Consider the following 18117-nt stretch of genomic DNA (forward strand, 5'->3'; position numbering starts at 1 on the left):
GATGGTCCCCGGCCGCGCGAGCCGCCACTGCCGATTGCCGGGATGGTCCCTGGGCTAGCCTTTGATCCGGTGACCGAGAACGAGGGCGGGTCCCGCACCATCATGACGGCCTGGATCCGTTACCTCGACACCATGGTCAAGCAGGACGGCGTCTGGCTGATCGCCGAACGCAACCTCATGGTCGACTGGACCGACACGCGCCCCAGCTCCCCCTGAGCACATCGCTCAGACGCGGAATCTCCACTTGTGCAATCTATTTCGTCGATTTCGGGGTCACTGCGAAAGTTGACGGTAGTAGAGGGCCATGCGTGCGATGTGGCCGCCGTCGGCCGCGACGGTGAGATGGTCCATGGCGTATTGGACCGCGTCGTAGCCGTCGACTCGCGCTTGGAGTTCGAAGGCGATTCGGTTGTCCTGCTCGATCCACCCGGCGGCGGTGACCCTGGGAGTCACCGCGAGGATGGTCTTCTCGTAGAAGCCGCGAATCTGCTCGGCACCGGCGAAATGCCCGAACGGATTGAGCAGCTCGGCGTTGCCGGCGAACAGCGCGACGATGCCGTCGAGGTCACCGGCGTTGACCCTGTCCACATAGCGGTCGGCGAGTTGTCGAGCTTTGCCCATGGAAACAACTTTCTTCTTCGCGAGGGTCTGGCCGGCGAGTACCGCAGGGCGGCAATGGATTCGGTCAGCGTGCGGTCATGCGCAGCGGCAGGTGACGCAGTCCGGTGTGGCGGCTGCTGCGTGTCCACTCGACCGGTCCGGCGAGTTCGAAGCCGTCGAAGCGGGCGAACAGCTCCTCGAATACGACCCGCATCTCCAACCGGGCCAGATGCGCCCCGAGGCAGAAATGGATGCCCTGGCCGAATCCCAAGTGCGGGTTGGGATCTCGATGGATATCGAAGCGGTCGGCATGGTCGAATCGGAGCTCGTCACGGTTGGCCGAGGCCTCCCAGACCAATACCTTCTGGCCCGGCTGCAGCCGGTGCCCGGCCAGTTCGACAGGGCGGGTGACCGTGCGGCGCTTGGACGGAGACGGCGCGGTCCAGCGGACGATCTCCTCGATGGCGACCGGCAGCAGTTCCGGGTTGTCACGCAATTCGGCCAGCTGCGAAGGGTTTTCGATCAGCGCGAGGAGTCCGGCGGCAATGGCATTGCGGGTGGTGTCGGAGCCGCCGGAGAACAGCAGATTGAAGAACGATCGCAATTCCTCGTCGGACAGGCGCGGCGGGTCCTCGTCCGGCATCTCCGCGTGGACGACCAGCGACAGCATGTCCGCGCCCGGATCCGCCCGGCGCTGGGCGATCTGCGCCAAGCCGTACTCGTAGAGTTCCCCCATTGCCGCCGTCCGCTCCGGGCTCATGGTCAGGTAGTCCTGGCCGTCGGGAAGGTCGAAGACATGCTCGATGAGCCCGAACAAGCGGTGACGATCCGCCTCGGGAATGCCGAGCAAGAAGCAGATCGCCTGCATCGGAAGCTCGGCCGCGATCTCGGTGAGGAAGTCGTGGTCGCCGCCACTGACGACGGTGTCCAGCAAGCGCCCGGTACGCGCCCGCAGATCCTCTTCCAGGTTGCGAACCGTCCTGGGCGTCAAGCCTTTCGACACCAGACGCCTGATCCTGGAGTGCCGCGGATCGTCCATCATGTTCAACACCACGCCCGCCATCGGCAGGTCCTGCAGCACGGTGCCGCCGTAGGGCCGGTCGCCGCCGGTCTCCGAGGAGTAGGTCACGGGACTGGTCAGGACCTCCTTGGTCTCGGCGTAGGTCGCCACCGACCAGAACCCCTCACCATCGGGAGTGTGCACAGTGGGCTCGTGCCAGTACACGGGAGATTCGGTGCGGTGCAGGGCGAACAGGCCGTGCGGGAAGCCCGCGGCGAAGTTGTCCAGATCGGTGAGATCCACGGACGAGAGCGACTCAGCCATGTGTTACAAGCTATACACTTCTAGATAAATCTGTAAAGAACCTAGGATGACCCACTGTGACAGCTCCGAAGTTGGCCTGGGGTGGGGATCCACCCATGGACGGCGCCGGCGCGCGGCAGCGGCTCGTCGAGGCCGCGGCCCGATGCCTGATCCGGTTGGGTCGCGCGCGCACGTCGATCAGCGTGGTCGCCGCCGAGGCGCGGGTCTCGCGACCGACCGTCTACGCACACTTCAGCGGCCGCGAAGAGTTGATCGAACTCGCCGCGACGCATGTCTCGGCCGGGTTGTTCCAGCACATCGTCGACGAGGCGAGCCATGCGTCCACGGCAGCGGATTTCGTAGTGGAGGCCACCGTCGCGGGCGCGCGACTACTGCGTGACACCCAGCGGACCGCCCTGTCCTCAGCCGACTCCGCCGACGCCGAGTGGCTCGCCACCTTGATGACACCAGAGTCACTGCGGCTGGCCCGGCACTACCTCGAACCCATCCGCCGATACGAGCCCGACCTGGAACTGGACCTCGACGAAATCGCGGAAACGACAATCAGATTCCTCATCTCGATCCTGCAATTCGACACCCCCGCCACCAGCGACTCCGAACGCCTGCGCGGCTATCTGCGCCGCCGACTCGTACCCGCTCTCGGGCTGAAGACCCGACCATAACGCCAACCGATCGGACAAACCTCGCGAAAGCTCGGCCCAGCGTGGTTCGCGGGAGGACGATGGTGGCTGTGGGGCCGATCCGGCCGTCACGGCTCGAAGACGGAGAACCAACCTAGTGCGGTGCGGATCCGGCTGATCCGTGCCGAGGAAGGGTGCGCATCATGTCGACGCCGACCACACCGAGCATCGTGTTCGCTCACGGCTTGTGGGCCGACGGGTCCTGCTTCAGCAAGGTGATTCCCACATTGCAGGCGGAGGGACACGAGGTGGTGTCCACGCAGAACAGCCTCGACACCCTGGAAGGTGACGTCGCCGCGGTCAAGCGGGCGCTGGGCCGGGTCAGCAGTCCGGCCATCCTCGTCGGTCACTCGTACGGCGGCACCGTCATCACGGCCGCGGGGACCGATGACCGGGTCGCGGGACTCGTCTACATCGCCGCGCTCGCCCCGGACGAGGACGAGACGTCGCAGGGTCTGCAGGCCAAGTTCCCCACGACGGAGCTGTTCGCGCACATCGAGATCGCCGAGGGTCGAATCTGGTTGCGGCCGGACGGTATCGAGTACTTCGCGGGCGATCTCTCAGAACAGGAGCAGCAACTCGTGCTCGCGACCCAGGGTGTCCCCACCGCGGACCTCTTCGACCAGCAGGTAGCAGGCACCGCGTGGAAGTCGAAGCCGAGCTGGTACATCGTGGCCAGGAATGACCGCACCGTGCACCCTGAGCTGGAGCGCTTCTGCGCGAAACGCATGAACGCCAGCACCTACGAGGTGGACAGCAGCCATGTCCCCATGCTGTCCCACCCCGGCCTGGTGATCGATGTGATCCGCACCGCCGCGAAATCCTGCCAGGGGGCGTAGCCGGCCCCGAACAGCGGGAAGAGCTTCCGCAGACGCTCGAGAGAATTCGAGCCGCTGCTCGAGTTTCGTTGTACGCGAAGATCATTGCCGGGAGACCTCAGGAGGCGGTGGGCCATCCGATGGCGTCGAAGACCGCCAGCGGGTCGAGGTAGTCGCGCCAGTGCACGATCTTGCGATCGGCGATGGTCAGCACCGAGATATAGCGGTTGGCGTAGGCGGCACCGGTGGCGACGGTACGGCCCTGGGATGCGTATTCGAGAACGACCACGCCGGTGTCCTTGTCGTGGTGGACGGCGAGGTCGTGGCAGCGGTCGAGGACGAAGGTCTCGCCGTAGGGGCGATACAGGTCGGCGATGGCTTGCCGGCCGACGACCCGTCGTGGATAGCCGGGAACAGTGATCACGTATTCGATGACGACGTCGTCGGCGAGCATGTCGAAGAAATGGTCGCCGTCCACGAGGTCGTCGACGCCTTGCTCGATGATTCGGAAGAACGGGTCCAGGGCACGGAAATCCTCGAGATTGGCGATCCGGGTCATCGGGCTGTCTCCTTACTCCAGGCTGCTGCCGTACGGTGAGCGAAATCGGTGAAGTCCGTTGGCGCCGAACCGGTTACCTTCTCCACATCACCGGTGGCCCGGGAACCATGTCCGGATGCGATGGTTTCGGTCAGCATGCGCAGTACCGACGCATACTCGTCCGGAATTCCGCCCGCGATGGCGGCGGCGATCCATTCGTCGCGGTCGATGTCGAGATGAGTCACCGTGGTGCCCGAGACGCGGCTGATGATGGCGGCCGCGTCCGCGACGGTGATCGCTTCGGGACCGGTGAGCGTGTACTGCGCGCTCGCGTGCGCGGCCGGATCGGCGAGGGTCGCGCTCGCGACCGCGGCGATGTCGTCCGCGTCGATGAACGCCTCCGCGCCATTGCCGGTGGGGACCGCGATGACACCGTTGACCGGAGCCAGGAAGGTTTCGCTGAAGTTCTGCATGAACCACGCCGGGCGCAGGATCGTGTGGCCGACGCCCGTACGACCGATCAGGTCGAGTTCCACACTGCGCGTGGCCATTTCCGGTGGCGCGGCGTCGACCCCGTAGGCGCTGAGATAGGTGATGTGACCGACGCCGGCGACCTCGGCCCGATCCAGGAACGCCGAGACCTGCCCGGCGAAGTCGATGCGCCCGACCGGACCGACGAGATAGACCCGTTCGGCGCCCGCCAGTGCCGGTGCATGGGTGCGCGCGTCGTCCCAATCGAAGCGCACGTCGGCGCCGGTTCGGGCCGCGGTGCGCACCCCGACCCCAGCCGCGCGCAGCGTGCTCGCCACGCGCGAACCGGTCTTCCCGGTGGCGCCGAGCACGAGGGTGATAGCAGTCGGATTATTCATACGATCATCCTGGCGGCGTCGATTGAGCTTATCAATGCGCGAAACGCTCCAATTACGATGAGATACTCTCATCAAGTGGATGTTCTGCAAGACCATTTGGCGTGTGCCCGCGCGTCGGGTGGGGTCTTCGCTCGCTCGGTCGCCCAGCCGCCGTGGGGGCTGCGGCTGCCCGGCACCATCCAGCTGACCGCGCACACCGTCGTACAGGGCCGCGCATGGCTGTGGCTCGACGATCACCCGGACGCGATCGAACTGACTCCCGGCGACCTGGCACTGGTCCGCGGCGGCCCCGACCACCACATCGCCCACGAAGCCCGAGCAGCCTGCATCTCACCGGAACGCTTCCGCGAACTCCACACCGACGACCAGCACGCCGACCTCCGGAATGCGACGGTATTCCTGTGTGGCGCATATCGATTCGCCGGCGACGTCGGCCACGGCCTGATCCGGACCCTGCCCCCGATCCTGCTCCTGCGCACCACCGCCGGTGATCCCCTGCACGATGTCATCGCCATGCTGTCGCGCGAGCTGAGCGGACCGGCCCCCGGACAGCAAACCGTCCTCGACCGGCTTCTCGACGTGCTGCTGGTGCTGGCGATACGTGCCTGCTTCGAACAGGACCCGACAGCACCCGCGTGGTACCGAGCGGCCGGCGATTCCCGGCTGGGCCCAGCACTGCACGCCATCCACTCCGACCCCGGTCATCCATGGACAGTGCCCGAACTGGCCGCTCTGAGCCGGCTTTCACGTCCTGCATTCGCCCGGCACTTCGAACGCGCACTCGGCCAACCACCCGTGCAGTACCTCACCGAATGGCGAATGACCCTTGCTCGTGACCATCTCCGTACCGGCGAGCTGACCCTCGCCCAGATCGCCGACCGCACCGGATACACCTCACCCAACGCCTTCGCCGCCGCCTTCCGCCGCCATCATGGGCAACCGCCGGGCCAGTGGCGTCAGACCGAGCTCGCGAGACCCGACCAGCCGATCCACGGGACATGAGCAGACGACGGCGATCCGGACCCGGCACCTCCCGTATTCAATTCCGTTGCGCCCGTCCCAATCTCGGAAGGACCATCGGTCACGCTCCCGTTTCGAGTCCGATCAGCAGGGCGGTGAGGATGCGAGTGAGTTTCGGTTCGACATCGACCACGGCGTGGGCCAGCTCGGGGCGGGACTCGTAGAGCGCGCGCAGGCCGGTACCGGGCGCGGCCATCTGCCACAGTGCCCCGGCCATGCTGGTAGCCGTGGAGACGACATCGGTCGCCGCGATTTCGGTGATCGGCAGCAGTTGACGCAATGCGGTTGCCAGAGTCGCGACATCGGCGAGCACCTCGGTTTTGAACGCGTAGGCGGTCTCGAGGGAGACGTTGCGTTCGAGGTTCATCGGGGCCTGCGCGAGCAGGTCGCAGAACAGCGGGCGCGCGACCAGCGAACTCGCCAGCGCGAACGCGATCGCCCCGGGATCGCGATCGACCGATTCGCCCAGCCGGGTTCCGACCTCGGCCGACCAATCCCGCCAACCCTCGGCGGTGAGCGCCAGGAAGATCTGCTCCCGCGTCTCGAAATAGCGCAGCATGGCGGATTTGTGCATGCCGACGGCAGCGGCGATATCGGTGAGCGTCACCTCACGCACGCTGCGCTCACCGGCGAGCGTCCGCGCGGCATCGAGAATCGCCTGTTCACGTTGCTGTTTGGCCTCGGCACTGCGGGCACGCAGGGGTGGGGTCGGACTCATGACAGCCAGCATAGCGCAACACTGTTGCGCTATTAACGAAACCGTGTTGTACTAATTCCAGTGGTTCGAAGGCCCCTTCGTTCCACCAGCACCCACCAGTGAGGAGTGGCAATGTCCCAGCCCACCATCGTGATCACCGGCACCTCGAGCGGCTTCGGACGTCTCAGCGTCGAGCGGTTCGCCGCGGCCGGATGGAATGTCGTGGCGACGGTCCGCAAGGAATCAGATCTGGACGTGCACAAGGGAATCGACAATGTCTCGACCCTGCTGCTCGACGTGGACGACGAGGACGCCGACCTGGCCTTCGGCGAACTCGCGCTCGCGCAGTTCGGCCGCATCGACGCCCTGGTCAACAATGCCGGCTATTGCCAGACCGGACCGCTGGAGGCCACGACCATGGACCAGGCGCACCGGCAGTTCCAGACCAACGTGTTCGGGCTCATCGCGCTCAACAAGGCGTTCATCCCGATCCTGCGCAAGCAGGGTTCGGGCGTGATCGTCAATGTCGGCTCGATCAGCGCCGATCAGGGGTATCCGTACACCTCCGTGTACGAGGCGTCCAAGGCCGCGGTCGTCTCGCTCAGCGAGGGCCTGCACACCGAACTCGCCGAATTCGGGGTCGTCGTCAAGGCGCTGCTGCCCGGCAACATGGACACCCGCATCTTCGACAAGGTCGACCGCGCCACCGACGTCCCGGCCGAATATCTGGACTCGATGACGCGTTTCGGATCGCTGAACCTGGTCCGCTCCGACCCGGCCCTCACCGCCGACGTGATCTTCCGCATGGTGACCGACGGCAACGCCCGCAAGGTCCGCTACTACAGTGGCCCCGACGGCGAGGCGATCCCCCGCCTCAAGCAACTGCTCGGCCAGGACTGGTACTGGGAGGAATTCCGCCGGGCCGCCCACGGCGATCCGACCTCGCTGTGGCAGGCCATGATGCCGCAGCCGGTAGCGAGCTCACCCTACAACTGAAGCCCTGCGAATCGCGGCCGGGACGGCAAGGATGAGAACCGGCCGCAGCACCGTGAAAGGGGCGTTTGCATGCCGACCCGGACCGTCGCCGATGTCCCGCCGGTGATCGACGCCCCGCCACCGGGCGACGTCCGCCGCGCGGCCGATGCCCTTCGACTGACAGCAGCCCTCGCCGTACTGACGGTAACGGTCGTATTGGCCACCGCGACACGCTATTTCGCGCAGACCTCACAGCAGGGACTGCTGCAGGCCGTGACCGCGCTGCCCCCGGGACTGCGCGATGCGCTCGTGGGAATCGTGCAGGTCGTCGCCATCGCCGCACCGCTGACCGCGCTCTGGGCGGTCCGCACCCGGCAGCGTTGGGACGCGCTGGCGCGGATACTTCCCGCGGCCGGGCTCGGCGTGCTGGTCGCTTGGCTGCTCAGCGATCTCGCGCTGGCGGGAAGCAGGCCGGGACAGTGGCCCGACGTTCTGGCCGGCCGCGGCGGCCTCGTTCCCGCGGGCTGGCCATCCATGGTCTACCTCGCCGGATGCGCGGCGGCCGCCGTCGCCGCCGGACCCTGGCTCCCGGCACGCGGACGGCGCGCGGTGTGGGCGCTGCCGATGTGGTGCGCGATTCTGAGCGCAGCCACCGCCTCGATCCTCCCGCTCGAGGCGGTGGCTGCGCCGGCCATCGGTGCGGTCGCCGGATCCGCGATCCTGCTGATCGGCGGCGCACCCGATGACCGGCCCTCGGCTCGAGCCGTCGCGGCGGCGCTCATCGATTGCGGGATACCTGTCACCTGCCTCACCGAACTCCCTGCCGCCGAACGCATCCCGGGTGAAGGGGTGCTGTATCTCGCCGAAACCTCCGGCCCGGCGTTCACCATCCGGGTGCTCGCGGGTGACGACCAGCGTCGAGACCTGTTCCGGCGCTGGTCGCGGTGGCTCCTGCTGCGCGAACCCGGCGATGTCGCCCAAACACCCCTGGCCGCAACCGAACACGAGCTGCTCATGCTGGTGGCTGCCGACCGCGCGGGCGCGCGGGTGGTCGAGCCGGCCATCGCCTACCCGGTCGCCGGAGGCGGTGCGCTGCTGGCCACCACTCCCGTCACCACGACCACCCTGCGGAACCCCTCCGATGCGCTGCTCACCGACGTCTGGACCTCGGTCGCGCGCTTGCAGGAGCATCGCATCGCCCACCGCGCCCTGCGGCCCGACCATGTGCTGGTGACACCGGATGGACGCATCCGACTGACCGCCTTCGCCCGGGGACGGCTCGCGGCGACGACACGACAACTCGGGTCCGATGTGGCGGAGTTGCTGGCCGCCACCGCGATTCAGGTCGGACCGGAGCGTGCCGTCGCCGCCGCGCTCACCGGACTCGGTCCGGAGCGGCTGGCCAGCGTCATGCCATATCTCCAGCCGCTGGCATTGACGAGCGCGACACGGCGCGCGGTCACCGACCGGGATCGAGCCGAAACACGCGCCGCGCGTGCGTCGGAGCGACGCCGGACCTTACATCCGGGCGGACGCCCGAGCCTGCTGCGCGACCTGGCCGCGCACGTGCGATCCGCAACGAATGCCCCGGAGCAGAAACCCGCGCCGCTCGCCCGGTTCACGTGGAAGCAGGCGCTGGGTCTCGCAGGCGGATTTCTGGTCCTGCATCTGATCCTGCCGCAGCTGTCGAACGCCGGGGCCGCTGTCGCTGCCCTGCGCACTGCCGACTGGTGGTGGATCCTGGCCGCCCTGCCGACGACCTTTGTCTCACAACTCTTCTCGACGATGCTGCAATCCGGCACGATTCCGGAGCGACTGCCGTTCCTGCCCAACTACACGGTCCAGTTCGCTGCCTCGTTTCTCAACCGGATAACTCCGAGCAATGTGGGGGGCATGGCGCTGAATCTGCGGTTCCTGCAGAAGGCCGGAGTCGACGCCGGGGCGGCGACCGCCTCGGTCGGGTTGCAGACTCTGCTCAATGGGCTCGGTTCGGTGGTCGTGGCCGTCGTCTTCTTCGCCTGGACCGGACGCGGCGGCCAGGTGCATCTGCAGTTGCCCACCACCCGCGAGCTGGCGCCGGTCCTGCTCGTCCTCATTGTTGCCGGAGTGGGTGTGGCGATGACCGGGCCGGGCCGGCGGTTCCTGCGCGAGAAGGTCTGGCGGTTCCTGCGCTCTGCGGCCGACGCGATCGCTGCGATCGCCGCCGACCCGGTCAAGCTCGCACGCTGTGTGGTGGGCGGGCTCGGTCTGCCGCTCGTGCAAATGGCCGGTCTGGCACTGTGTCTGCACGCGTTCGGCGTCGGCCTGCCGTTCGTACAGGTGGGCGCGGTGTACATCGGCGCTCGCCTGCTCGCGAACGCCGCGCCCACACCCGGCGGGCTCGGCGCACTCGAGGCCGCGCTCATCGCGGGACTCACCGCGCTCGGGGCGGCCGCCGGCGCGGCCACCTCGGCCGTGCTCGTCTACCGGTTGCTCAGCTTCTGGCTCAACGTCCCGGTGGGCTGGGCCGCCCTCGGCATCGCGCAGCGCCGCGAATTCGTATGAGCCCGCGGTCAGCTGGTGGCGCGGCGCATTTGGACGGCATGGATGGCCGCCATGACGCCGAGCACGATCAGCCACCAGCCGGTGACCAGGGCCAGGGCGGTGATGGAGGCGAATGGAGACACGATCAGGACGATGCCGCCCGCCACGATGATCAGTCCGAAGACGACCTGCCAGCCACGAGCCGGGACCGCCGGGTCGGAGAGGGCCAGGCCAGGATCAACACGCCGAGGACGGCCGACAGGATGCCGGTGAGGAGGATCGTCTGCCAGGCCACCCGGGCCATCATGGACAGTGGATTGTTCAGGGGCTCAACGGCAGTCATGACGGACCCGCCTTCCTGATCGCCGTGCGTCGATTATCGGGGATCACGCCAGCTCACCGAAGGTGTTCCGGTACACCGATTTTCACCGTGCGGCGTGGCGGCCCGCGCGTCCGCCGCCACGCCGGCCACGCCGCATGATCGTCAGGTGGTCCTGATCAGTTCCTGCGGCAACTGAACAAGCGCATCAGGCTCTCACTTGTTCATGGATCCAGTGTTGGGCCAGCGTGGTCCAGATCGCGGCGTCACCGGCACCGCGTGCCAGGCCGAGGCTATGGGGGCCATGCGGGAACACGTGCGCTGTATGGGGCACGTCGTTCGCAGCCAATGCGGAAGCCAGTCGGTAGGTGTGTTCGGGCGGTACGTAGGCGTCCTCTGCGGTGTGCCAGATGAAAAACGGTGGTGATTGCGGCGTAACGAGGGCGTCCAGCGAGGTCGACCGGCGTAGTTCCGGGCCCGCATCCGCACCGAGCAGGATCAGCCGGGAAGGACGGTAGGTCTCGGTCTCCATCGACGTGATCGGATAGCCGAGCACGGCGAACTGAACCGCTTCGTCGGTGTCCGCGCCGGGCGCCAACGCCGCCATTCCGGCCAGATGGCCGCCGGCGGAGAATCCGACGAGCCCGACTCGTTGTGCCCCCTCGGCCCGTCGGCGCCGGATCTCGGCGCGTAGAGCCCGCAGTGGAACCGGGTGCCGGACATTGAGCGGATATCGGAAGACGCTTGCCTGGACGTCGATGGAGCGCAGCCAGTCGGCAACCGGTTCTCCCTCGTGTGGTGCGTGTTCGGCGTATCCACCGCCGGGCAGCACGATTATGTGCGTCCTGGTCATCGAACCTCCCTCGCGTCCATTTCCGGTCGGTAACCGCTTCGTTGGTTGCTGGGCGCTCGGCATGTTCCCACTTTGCAGCAGTCGGCGTCGCTGTCGCACTCACCCGAATGAGTGAGCGCGGTCGCGGCGTCCGGCCCGTCGTCGACTGCCCGGGGCACTTCGAGACCGGCAACACGACACCCACCCGCCGCCAAGGCGCGCACGACAGGGCGTGCCGTGACGAGCAGGTCGAAGAACCGCTCGTCGCCTGCCGCGGAGTTGATGTCCGCGTCGGGGACGCGGCCTCCCGGCAGTGGGTGGTCGCCGGGCATCGGATACCGGAGGTCGAGCCCGGACAGCTCGGCGCTGAGGTAGGTGTTGACATCGCCGAAGACCACGACGTGGGTCAGGACGTCCACCCGGTTGCCCAGCATCGGGTCGGGCCGGACCGAAGTCGATTGTGCCCGAATCAGTTTCAGCCATATCGACGACAGATGCGGAAGAGGTGTTCGGCGTTGGTTTCCAGGATCGCCTTCGCATCGGCGGCGGCGATGTCGGGGCTGTTGATGTAGTCGACGGCACGGACGAAGATCTCGTCGGCCTCGTAGGGAAAGTCGGTGCCCAGGATCAGTCGGTCGGCGCCGAAGGAATCGATGGCGGCACGCAGGGCGGGCAGATGGCCGTGCCCGACGGTGTCGTACCACATCCGGCGGGCCAGAGCGCTCGGCAGGTCCGGGGTTTGCGGTGCCTCCCAACGGTATTGGTTGTCGGCACGTTGCAACATCATCGGCAGGGCTCCGCCCAGATGCGAGTTGATCACCTTGATGTTCGGGTAGCGCACCGGAAATCCGTGGGTGATCAACTGCATGACGCTGATCGTGTCCTCGATCGGCGCGCCGACCATCCAGGTCAGGTTGTAGTCGGCGATCAGCGGACTGCACGCGCTGTTGCCCGCGGGGTGCAGGTGCAGCACCGTGCCACGGCGATCGAGTTCGGCGAACACCGGCGCGAATTCCGGGTCGACCAGGGCCCGTCCGAGCACCGTGGTGTTCATGACGGCTCCGACCATGCCCAATTCGTCGATCGCGCGGCCGAGCTCGGCGAGCGACTCGTCGATATGCGGCATGGGCGTCGTCGCGAAGGCCAGGAACCGATCCGGGTGGCGCGCCACCACGTCCGCGTACTGATCGTTCACAAGGCGTGCTGCGGCAACGGCCTTTTCGCGGTTGCGGCCATTGGGCAGCCGGGGTGCCGCGGACAGAATCTGCACATCCACTCCGGCGCGGTCCATCAGCCGCAGCCGCGCCTCGAGTTCGGTGCCCCCGCCGGCACCCATGCCGCGCTGAGTATCGGTGTCGGTCTTGCCCAGATCGACCAGTAGGTCGAGATAGTCGTCGGTCCAATAGTGGGCATGCACATCTACTCGCACTCGGATACCTCCTACTCTCGGGACCCGATCGGCGCTCCGGAAAGGACGAAGTTATGGCGGAGTCAGCCCCAGCGCACCGGCCAGCTCGGAAAGTGTCGGCAACAGCTTGTCGGGCCCGCCGAGCACCTGGATCACGACGTGGTCGGCACCGGCCCGCAGATGCTCGCCCAGCCGGCCCGCGATGTCGTCGGGGGTGCCGTAGGCGACCAGGGCGTCGATGAACCTGTCGCTGCCGGGCCGGGTGAGGTCGGCGTCGGTGAAACCCATCCGGTTCCAGGCGCTCACGTAGTTCGTGAGGGCGAAGTAGTTGTACGTTTCCGCCATGACCTTGCGGGCAATCGCGCGGGCCTCGTCGGTGTCGGTGGACAGCACCACCTTGTGCTCGGGGAGCAGCAGTGCGTTCGGCCCGATGATGTCGCGGGCCTGTGCGGTGTGCTCGGGTGTGGTGTTGTACGGGTGCGCCCCGGCAGTGCGTTGTGCCGCCAGCCTCAGCACGCGCGGCCTGAGCGCGGCGAGCACGCGCCGATCAGCCGGTACGCCGTTCTCGTCCAGCGCGTCGAGGTAGTCGACCAGCGCGTCGTAGGGCTTGCGGTATTCCTCGGTGTGCTCGGGATGACCGGCCCCGATGCCGAGCACGAATCGGCCCGGGTAGGCGGTTTCGATGCGATGGAACGACTCGGCGACAGATTTGGCGTCCGCCGACCAGATGTTGACAACGCCGGTCGCCACCTTCAGCGAGGTTGTCGCCTCCAAAAGTGGCTCCGCGAACGATAATTCGGCGGGCGGAGAACCGGAGACCCATAACGTGCCGTAGCCGAGCCGTTCGATTTCCTGGGCCAGCTCGGGGGTGGGGCCGCCCGAGCTGGCGCCGTACAAAGTGAAAACGCCGAATTTGCCGAGGTCGCCGGTGGCCTTCTCTGGTGCGGTCATTGCTGCTCCTCGCGACGTCATCGAGCCTTTCCTGGCAGGATCAACCTCGAAATCATCGGGTCAGCTCCTCCGAGACCCGCCAGAGACGCTCGGCATTGTCCGGATCGAGTGCATAGGGCGCGACCCCACCGGTGTGGCCGGCGCGTTCGCTGATCTTCGGTGCCGGAGCGCAATCCTCGTAGTAGCGACCCGTAACGCCCTCCACCTGGGGGCTGGCGGCGAGCAGCACCGATGTCGCGGCACCCTGCTCGACCGTTTTCACCGGCGGCAACGACAGGTCGGTCTGCTCCCCGAAAGCCTCGAGGTCGCCCGGACTCATATGACGCGCCAACGCGGTACTGGCGATATTGCCAGGCATCAACGCATTGACCATGACACCGTCATCGGCCCAACGCCGTGCAGCGCCGACAGCGAACAAGATATTGGCCGACTTCGACTGACCATACGACGTCCACCGGTCATACGGGCGGAACCGGTAATGCAGATCGTCGAAGACCACCGGCGAGAACAAATGCCCGATCGAGGCCACGCAGACCACCCGGGCACCGCCTGCGGCGGCCAGGGACCGGTGCAAGCCGGTCGTCAATGCGAAATGACCGAGATGATTGGTAGCGAATTGCATTTCGTACCCGGCCCGGGTGCGGGTGAGTCGAGGCAGAGCCATCACGCCGGCATTGTTGACCAGCACGTGCAACGGCCCGTCCCAGGCACGCCCGAAATCGGCCACCGACTCAGGATCGGCCAGATCCAACCGGGCCACGTGCACCCCACCGCCCCCGCCCGGCAGCTTCTCCCCGATCTCCTCCGCAACCTTCCTACCGGCCTCTACATTCCGTACCGCCAGGGTCACCTCCGCACCGGCGGAGGCCAGCGCACGAGCGGTCTCGGTACCGATCCCCGAACTCGCGCCGGTGACGACGACACGCCGACCATGAAGATCGATATCGGCGACGATCTCGGCCGCCGTGGTCGCGGCGCCGTAAACAGTAGTGGGCATCGTGAGCTCCTTCCGCGTGAACCGAATCCACGTCGTCCGCACACGCAAAAAACGTCTGTCTCCACCGCCGGCAATACCGATCGGCGCCGTGCGCGCCGGACTCCTCCAACCCGCCGCCGGGCCATCCAACCGACCGAACGACAATCCCACCGCCTGGCGAGCCGCAAACCGTCTCCGCCCGCACCGACTCCCGACCAGGACGCTCTTACCAGCAATCCAATTGTCACGCCCAACACAGTCGAAGTCGATGTACACATGAACATTCCATCTACCTCGCAGGCGCCGCCGCAGAGTCCGCACCCCGATTTCCCCCCGGCCTGGCATCGTCGTATCTTGTACGCCCAGCATCGGTCACCGAAACGGTGTAATTACCAGGACGGTCCTGTTCATGTCCGATCTGCTATCGAATTCTTTTCACCGTAGGCAAATCTCTCCATCTTGTGAGTGGCGGACCGGGCAGGCAGTTTCAGGAAGCCCGAATACCAAGCGGGACAAGAGTTTTTTGTGAGACCGAACGTCGGGCCAGTCATCAAGCTCCCCGGTACGAACGTTGACGAGGGCGCGCCGTTCTCAGGCGGACAGCGTATGCAGCTCGCCGGTGATCGCCTGCCGGATCTGGTCATGGCGTGCGCCGAGTACGTAGCGCTCATCGGTCCATCGATCGGGCGGATAGAGCCACACCGGGCCGCCCACCAGATCGTCTGGCTCCCAATCGAATCGCGGCCACATGTGAACGTGCAGGAAGGCATCGGTGTTGCCGAGGATCTCCAGATTCACCCGCCGGAAGGCCGGATCCAGTCGGGTGCACGCCCGCTCGACCGCCTCCCCCAACCGATCCATATCGGCAAGAAACGCAGCACGCCGCGGGCGCGACAACCCGGAAAGGCGTTGCACCGCAGGATCATCGGTCAGTAGCAGTAAATAGCCGGGCAGGAACTGAGTATCACCGATGACGGCGAACCCGGCCGTGAGCCGACACATCACTGTTGGATTCGCCCCACCCAAGGCGCTGCCGATCCGGTCACCGCGCCAATCGCTCATCTCCACACTTGAGCGAGCCCGCATCAGCTGCACCGACGGGTGCCGAGCGGGACGAGCCACTCGAGTGCGCTGAAGTGTGCCCCACTCGGGTGGGACGCACCTTTGTGGGGCATCGACAGTCGATCCGGCCTCGCCGCCCGCTCTCTGCCCATTCTCAGTCGGGAATGCCTGTCGCCCTTGCAAAATCATGGTGGGGCCTTGTCCGAACGAATGCGCCGAGAACGGATCCGCATTGCGAGGTGGTGGGTTCAGCGTGGAAGGGCGTCTTTCAGGGGGAGGATCACCACGTCGTCGCCGTGGGAGGCGACGCCGACCGAACCCTGTGACCGGACATCGGAGAGCACTTGTCGTGCGCGAGCGTCGTCGACGAATTCCTGTGGCGTGGAGTGGTTTCCGTCCGGAGCGATCGGGTCGGCCTCCCAGTCATGGCCGGGCTCGGCGATCGGGGGACTGTTACCGGGCCGCTCGCGCGACGTCGAGGATCCAGGTGATACCGAAGCGATCGCGCAGCATCCCGAAGCCGGGCGCCCACTGGGCCGGACCGAATTCTTCGATGAGGGTCGCACCGGCCGCGAGGCGTTCCCACAACGCGCCGACCTCCTCGATGGTGTCACCGCGCACGGAGAGGAAGAACGGCTCCGCCGTGATGGTGGTGCCGTTCTCGCGGCGGGTCGTGGGCGCGCCCTGGGCGGCCGGCGCGTTCTCACCGGGCACGTCGTAGGCCATGACCCGGAATCCGTTGTCGGCGATGACCTGGCCGAACACGACCTTGGTGGCGTCCGGCAATTCGGCGGGCATCCCGAAGTCACCGTAGGTGGCCACAGCGAGTCGACCGCCGAACACCGACTGGTAGAACTCCAGGGCCGCACGAGCCTGTCCGTGGAAGTTGAGGTGGGCAACAGCGTTTACCGACATGGTGATTCGGTCCCTTCACAAGTGGTTTCGACGCGGGTTCTTCCCGCGACGAGAGCCACCCTGTCAGCAATACCGGACAGGGAACGTCCGCTACCTATGGCAGTCTGGCCGCCATGCCGACCGCCTCCTCGACGGTGACCTCCCGCCGCCTGCTCTCACTGCTGTCGCTGCTGCAGGTCCGCCGTGACTGGCCGGGAGGCCTGCTCGCCCAGCGGCTCGGTGTCAGCGAACGCACGGTGCGCCGCGACGTCGATCGCCTGCGCGAGCTCGGCTACCTCGTCCGAGCGGTCAAGGGACCCGAGGGCGGCTACCGGCTCGAAGCGGGAATCGAACTGCCGCCGCTGCTGTTCGATGATGAGCAGGCCGTCGCGCTGGCCGTGGCATTGCGGATCGCGGCCGGGACCGGGGCGGGTATCGAAGAAGCTGCGGCACGAACGCTGACGACCGTCCGCCAGGTCCTGCCATCCCGCCTGCGCCAGCGCATCGACATGCTCGAAATCACGACCGTCGAACCAGCCGCGCGCGAGACCGATCCCCAAATCGACACCCACGTCCTGCTCGCGCTGAGCGCTGCCATCCGATCCAGAGAGGAACTGCGGTTCGACTACCAGTCACCGGAACCGCCGCACGACACCGACCCTCAGCCGCCGCGACGAGTACAGCCCCATCACCTCGTGTTCCGCGGTGGACGCTGGTATCTCATCGGATGGAACCCGCACCGTTCGGACTGGCGTATCTACCGCGCCGACCGGATGACACTTCGTATCCCCAACGGGCCGCGCTTCACCCCCCGGCAACTGCCGGGTGGCGACATCGCGACCTTCCTCTCCGCCCGGTTCAAAGGCTCCGAAGGCGCGAACTCCTGGCCATGCCAAGGCGAGGTGATCCTCGATCTCCCCGCCACCCAGGTGGCCCCCTTCGCCGCCGACGGCATCATCGAGGAACTCGGCCCCACCCGAACCAGACTGCTGACCGGCTCCTGGTCCTGGCCCGCACTCGCGGCGACGCTGGCACGTTTCGACACCGAAATCGAAGTCATAGGCCCGGATCCGCTACGCGACGCGTTCGCTGAACTGTCGCGCCGCGCAGCCCGCGCCGCACGCACGAGGACATAGGTTCGAGGGCACCGCCGCCGCCGGAACCTGGCACCCCTCCCAGATCTGCAACTCGCTTTCCTACGAGACCTCGACGCTGCCGATGCCCCAGGCGCGGCCTCGATAGGCCGGCAGGTCGTCATACCGCCGACCTCCAATGCCCCTGAGCGACCATCGGCCACGACCGCCCGTTTGTGCTGATCGCCTGGACACGGTGAAACCCGCGTCGACCAGCACCCCCGCTGGGCGGGGGTGGCAAAAATAGGTATGTCGTGGGTAGTTCTGCCGTCGCGGGCAAGGGCGCCCGCAATGCAGGCTCGTCAGTGACAGCGCAGGCAAGAACTGGCGAGGATTGCGATGTTCGACCACAAGCCGGAAAACCCCCGACACCTCAACGACCCCACCGGGCGCCACGACGGCGCGACCCTGATGATCCGGCGTTGCACCGACTGCGCAACATTGGTCGCACCAATGACCAACGCCTGCTCATCCTGCCGAGCCACCACCCTGGACTGG

The 18117-nt window shown here is 66.8% G+C and carries 21 protein-coding genes; 7 read left to right on the top strand and 14 right to left on the bottom strand.

All coding sequences use genetic code 11. The features are described 5' to 3' along the window. The first annotated feature begins 69 nt into the window (after window positions 1–69). Window positions 70–216, top strand: coding sequence for a hypothetical protein (locus tag ACWEKS_RS41730; protein WP_452345245.1), 147 nt, complete (start codon window positions 70–72; stop codon window positions 214–216). 57 nt (window positions 217–273) lie between these two features. On the opposite strand, the gene ACWEKS_RS41735 is transcribed toward ACWEKS_RS41730, so the two are convergent. Together ACWEKS_RS41735 and ACWEKS_RS41740 are read right to left on the bottom strand one after the other, a co-directional pair. Then, window positions 274–621 carry a nuclear transport factor 2 family protein gene (locus ACWEKS_RS41735; RefSeq protein WP_452345246.1) on the bottom strand — a complete coding sequence of 116 codons (348 nt, stop codon included), beginning with the start codon at window positions 619–621 and terminating at the stop codon, window positions 274–276. 64 nt (window positions 622–685) lie between these two features. Next, the gene (locus ACWEKS_RS41740; RefSeq protein WP_452345247.1) at window positions 686–1924 is read right to left on the bottom strand and encodes a cytochrome P450; all 1239 of its coding nucleotides are present in this window, start codon (window positions 1922–1924) and stop codon (window positions 686–688) included. Between the two features lie 56 nt (window positions 1925–1980). On the opposite strand from ACWEKS_RS41740, the gene ACWEKS_RS41745 reads away from it, so the two are divergent. Next, the gene (locus ACWEKS_RS41745) at window positions 1981–2586 is read left to right on the top strand and encodes a TetR/AcrR family transcriptional regulator (protein ID WP_452345248.1); all 606 of its coding nucleotides are present in this window, start codon (window positions 1981–1983) and stop codon (window positions 2584–2586) included. 161 nt (window positions 2587–2747) lie between these two features. Next, complete coding sequence (locus ACWEKS_RS41750) at window positions 2748–3443, top strand: alpha/beta fold hydrolase (RefSeq protein ID WP_452345249.1); 696 nt, start codon at window positions 2748–2750, stop codon at window positions 3441–3443. 97 nt (window positions 3444–3540) lie between these two features. Here ACWEKS_RS41750 and ACWEKS_RS41755 read toward each other — a convergent pair whose 3' ends face one another. Next, entirely contained in the window at window positions 3541–3981 is a 441-nt protein-coding gene (locus tag ACWEKS_RS41755; RefSeq protein ID WP_452345250.1) for a nuclear transport factor 2 family protein, read from the bottom strand. Continuing rightward, on the bottom strand, window positions 3978–4829 hold the full coding sequence (locus tag ACWEKS_RS41760; protein ID WP_452345251.1) for an NmrA family NAD(P)-binding protein: 852 nt from the start codon (window positions 4827–4829) through the stop codon (window positions 3978–3980). Before ACWEKS_RS41760 ends, ACWEKS_RS41755 begins: the two co-directional genes overlap by 4 nt. Window positions 4830–4904: 75 nt before the next feature. Between ACWEKS_RS41760 and ACWEKS_RS41765 the strand changes: the two genes are divergently transcribed. Continuing rightward, the gene (locus tag ACWEKS_RS41765) at window positions 4905–5831 is read left to right on the top strand and encodes a cupin domain-containing protein (protein WP_452345252.1); all 927 of its coding nucleotides are present in this window, start codon (window positions 4905–4907) and stop codon (window positions 5829–5831) included. Window positions 5832–5910: 79 nt separating this feature from the next. On the opposite strand, the gene ACWEKS_RS41770 is transcribed toward ACWEKS_RS41765, so the two are convergent. Then, on the bottom strand, window positions 5911–6567 hold the full coding sequence (locus ACWEKS_RS41770; RefSeq protein ID WP_452345253.1) for a TetR family transcriptional regulator: 657 nt from the start codon (window positions 6565–6567) through the stop codon (window positions 5911–5913). A gap of 111 nt (window positions 6568–6678) precedes the next feature. Between ACWEKS_RS41770 and ACWEKS_RS41775 the strand changes: the two genes are divergently transcribed. Then, window positions 6679–7542 carry an SDR family oxidoreductase gene (locus tag ACWEKS_RS41775; protein ID WP_452345254.1) on the top strand — a complete coding sequence of 288 codons (864 nt, stop codon included), beginning with the start codon at window positions 6679–6681 and terminating at the stop codon, window positions 7540–7542. A 69-nt stretch (window positions 7543–7611) separates the two neighbouring features. Next, a complete protein-coding gene (locus tag ACWEKS_RS41780; RefSeq protein WP_452345255.1) occupies window positions 7612–10065 on the top strand; it encodes a flippase-like domain-containing protein in 2454 nt (817 codons plus the stop codon). A gap of 8 nt (window positions 10066–10073) precedes the next feature. Here the strand turns inward: ACWEKS_RS41780 and ACWEKS_RS41785 are convergent, their stop codons facing one another. From ACWEKS_RS41785 to ACWEKS_RS41825, 9 genes are all read right to left on the bottom strand, one after another. Continuing rightward, window positions 10074–10187: a DUF308 domain-containing protein gene (locus tag ACWEKS_RS41785; RefSeq protein ID WP_452345256.1), complete on the bottom strand. Its 114-nt coding sequence runs from the start codon at window positions 10185–10187 to the stop codon at window positions 10074–10076. A gap of 29 nt (window positions 10188–10216) precedes the next feature. After that, a complete protein-coding gene (locus tag ACWEKS_RS41790; protein WP_452345257.1) occupies window positions 10217–10387 on the bottom strand; it encodes a hypothetical protein in 171 nt (56 codons plus the stop codon). A 184-nt stretch (window positions 10388–10571) separates the two neighbouring features. Then, complete coding sequence (locus ACWEKS_RS41795) at window positions 10572–11195, bottom strand: alpha/beta hydrolase (protein WP_452345258.1); 624 nt, start codon at window positions 11193–11195, stop codon at window positions 10572–10574. A gap of 17 nt (window positions 11196–11212) precedes the next feature. Further along, window positions 11213–11614: a hypothetical protein gene (locus tag ACWEKS_RS41800; protein ID WP_452345259.1), complete on the bottom strand. Its 402-nt coding sequence runs from the start codon at window positions 11612–11614 to the stop codon at window positions 11213–11215. A gap of 56 nt (window positions 11615–11670) precedes the next feature. Beyond that, window positions 11671–12624: an amidohydrolase family protein gene (locus ACWEKS_RS41805; protein ID WP_452345260.1), complete on the bottom strand. Its 954-nt coding sequence runs from the start codon at window positions 12622–12624 to the stop codon at window positions 11671–11673. A gap of 51 nt (window positions 12625–12675) precedes the next feature. Further along, window positions 12676–13554: an LLM class F420-dependent oxidoreductase gene (locus tag ACWEKS_RS41810; protein ID WP_452345261.1), complete on the bottom strand. Its 879-nt coding sequence runs from the start codon at window positions 13552–13554 to the stop codon at window positions 12676–12678. A 52-nt stretch (window positions 13555–13606) separates the two neighbouring features. Continuing rightward, entirely contained in the window at window positions 13607–14806 is a 1200-nt protein-coding gene (locus ACWEKS_RS41815; RefSeq protein WP_452345262.1) for an SDR family NAD(P)-dependent oxidoreductase, read from the bottom strand. Window positions 14807–15121: 315 nt separating this feature from the next. After that, on the bottom strand, window positions 15122–15616 hold the full coding sequence (locus tag ACWEKS_RS41820; RefSeq protein WP_452345265.1) for a diadenosine tetraphosphate hydrolase: 495 nt from the start codon (window positions 15614–15616) through the stop codon (window positions 15122–15124). A gap of 429 nt (window positions 15617–16045) precedes the next feature. Continuing rightward, window positions 16046–16507: a VOC family protein gene (locus ACWEKS_RS41825; protein WP_452345263.1), complete on the bottom strand. Its 462-nt coding sequence runs from the start codon at window positions 16505–16507 to the stop codon at window positions 16046–16048. A gap of 113 nt (window positions 16508–16620) precedes the next feature. On the opposite strand from ACWEKS_RS41825, the gene ACWEKS_RS41830 reads away from it, so the two are divergent. Beyond that, window positions 16621–17622, top strand: coding sequence for a helix-turn-helix transcriptional regulator (locus ACWEKS_RS41830; protein WP_452345264.1), 1002 nt, complete (start codon window positions 16621–16623; stop codon window positions 17620–17622). The last annotated feature ends 495 nt before the right edge of the window (window positions 17623–18117 follow it).

This window comes from Nocardia sp. NPDC004711, assembly GCF_053601595.1.

Excerpts from the sequence above, each read along its gene's own strand:
- ACWEKS_RS41735 (WP_452345246.1), bottom strand. The coding sequence starts at position 621 with ATGGGCAAAGCTCGACAACTCGCCGACCGCTATGTGGACAGGGTCAAC.
- ACWEKS_RS41740 (WP_452345247.1), bottom strand. The coding sequence starts at position 1,924 with ATGGCTGAGTCGCTCTCGTCCGTGGATCTCACCGATCTGGACAACTTC.
- ACWEKS_RS41750 (WP_452345249.1), top strand. The coding sequence starts at position 2,748 with ATGTCGACGCCGACCACACCGAGCATCGTGTTCGCTCACGGCTTGTGG.
- ACWEKS_RS41755 (WP_452345250.1), bottom strand. The coding sequence starts at position 3,981 with ATGACCCGGATCGCCAATCTCGAGGATTTCCGTGCCCTGGACCCGTTC.
- ACWEKS_RS41760 (WP_452345251.1), bottom strand. The coding sequence starts at position 4,829 with ATGAATAATCCGACTGCTATCACCCTCGTGCTCGGCGCCACCGGGAAG.
- ACWEKS_RS41770 (WP_452345253.1), bottom strand. The coding sequence starts at position 6,567 with ATGAGTCCGACCCCACCCCTGCGTGCCCGCAGTGCCGAGGCCAAACAG.
- ACWEKS_RS41775 (WP_452345254.1), top strand. The coding sequence starts at position 6,679 with ATGTCCCAGCCCACCATCGTGATCACCGGCACCTCGAGCGGCTTCGGA.
- ACWEKS_RS41780 (WP_452345255.1), top strand. The coding sequence starts at position 7,612 with ATGCCGACCCGGACCGTCGCCGATGTCCCGCCGGTGATCGACGCCCCG.
- ACWEKS_RS41790 (WP_452345257.1), bottom strand. The coding sequence starts at position 10,387 with ATGACTGCCGTTGAGCCCCTGAACAATCCACTGTCCATGATGGCCCGG.
- ACWEKS_RS41810 (WP_452345261.1), bottom strand. The coding sequence starts at position 13,554 with ATGACCGCACCAGAGAAGGCCACCGGCGACCTCGGCAAATTCGGCGTT.
- ACWEKS_RS41820 (WP_452345265.1), bottom strand. The coding sequence starts at position 15,616 with ATGCGGGCTCGCTCAAGTGTGGAGATGAGCGATTGGCGCGGTGACCGG.
- ACWEKS_RS41825 (WP_452345263.1), bottom strand. The coding sequence starts at position 16,507 with ATGTCGGTAAACGCTGTTGCCCACCTCAACTTCCACGGACAGGCTCGT.
- ACWEKS_RS41830 (WP_452345264.1), top strand. The coding sequence starts at position 16,621 with ATGCCGACCGCCTCCTCGACGGTGACCTCCCGCCGCCTGCTCTCACTG.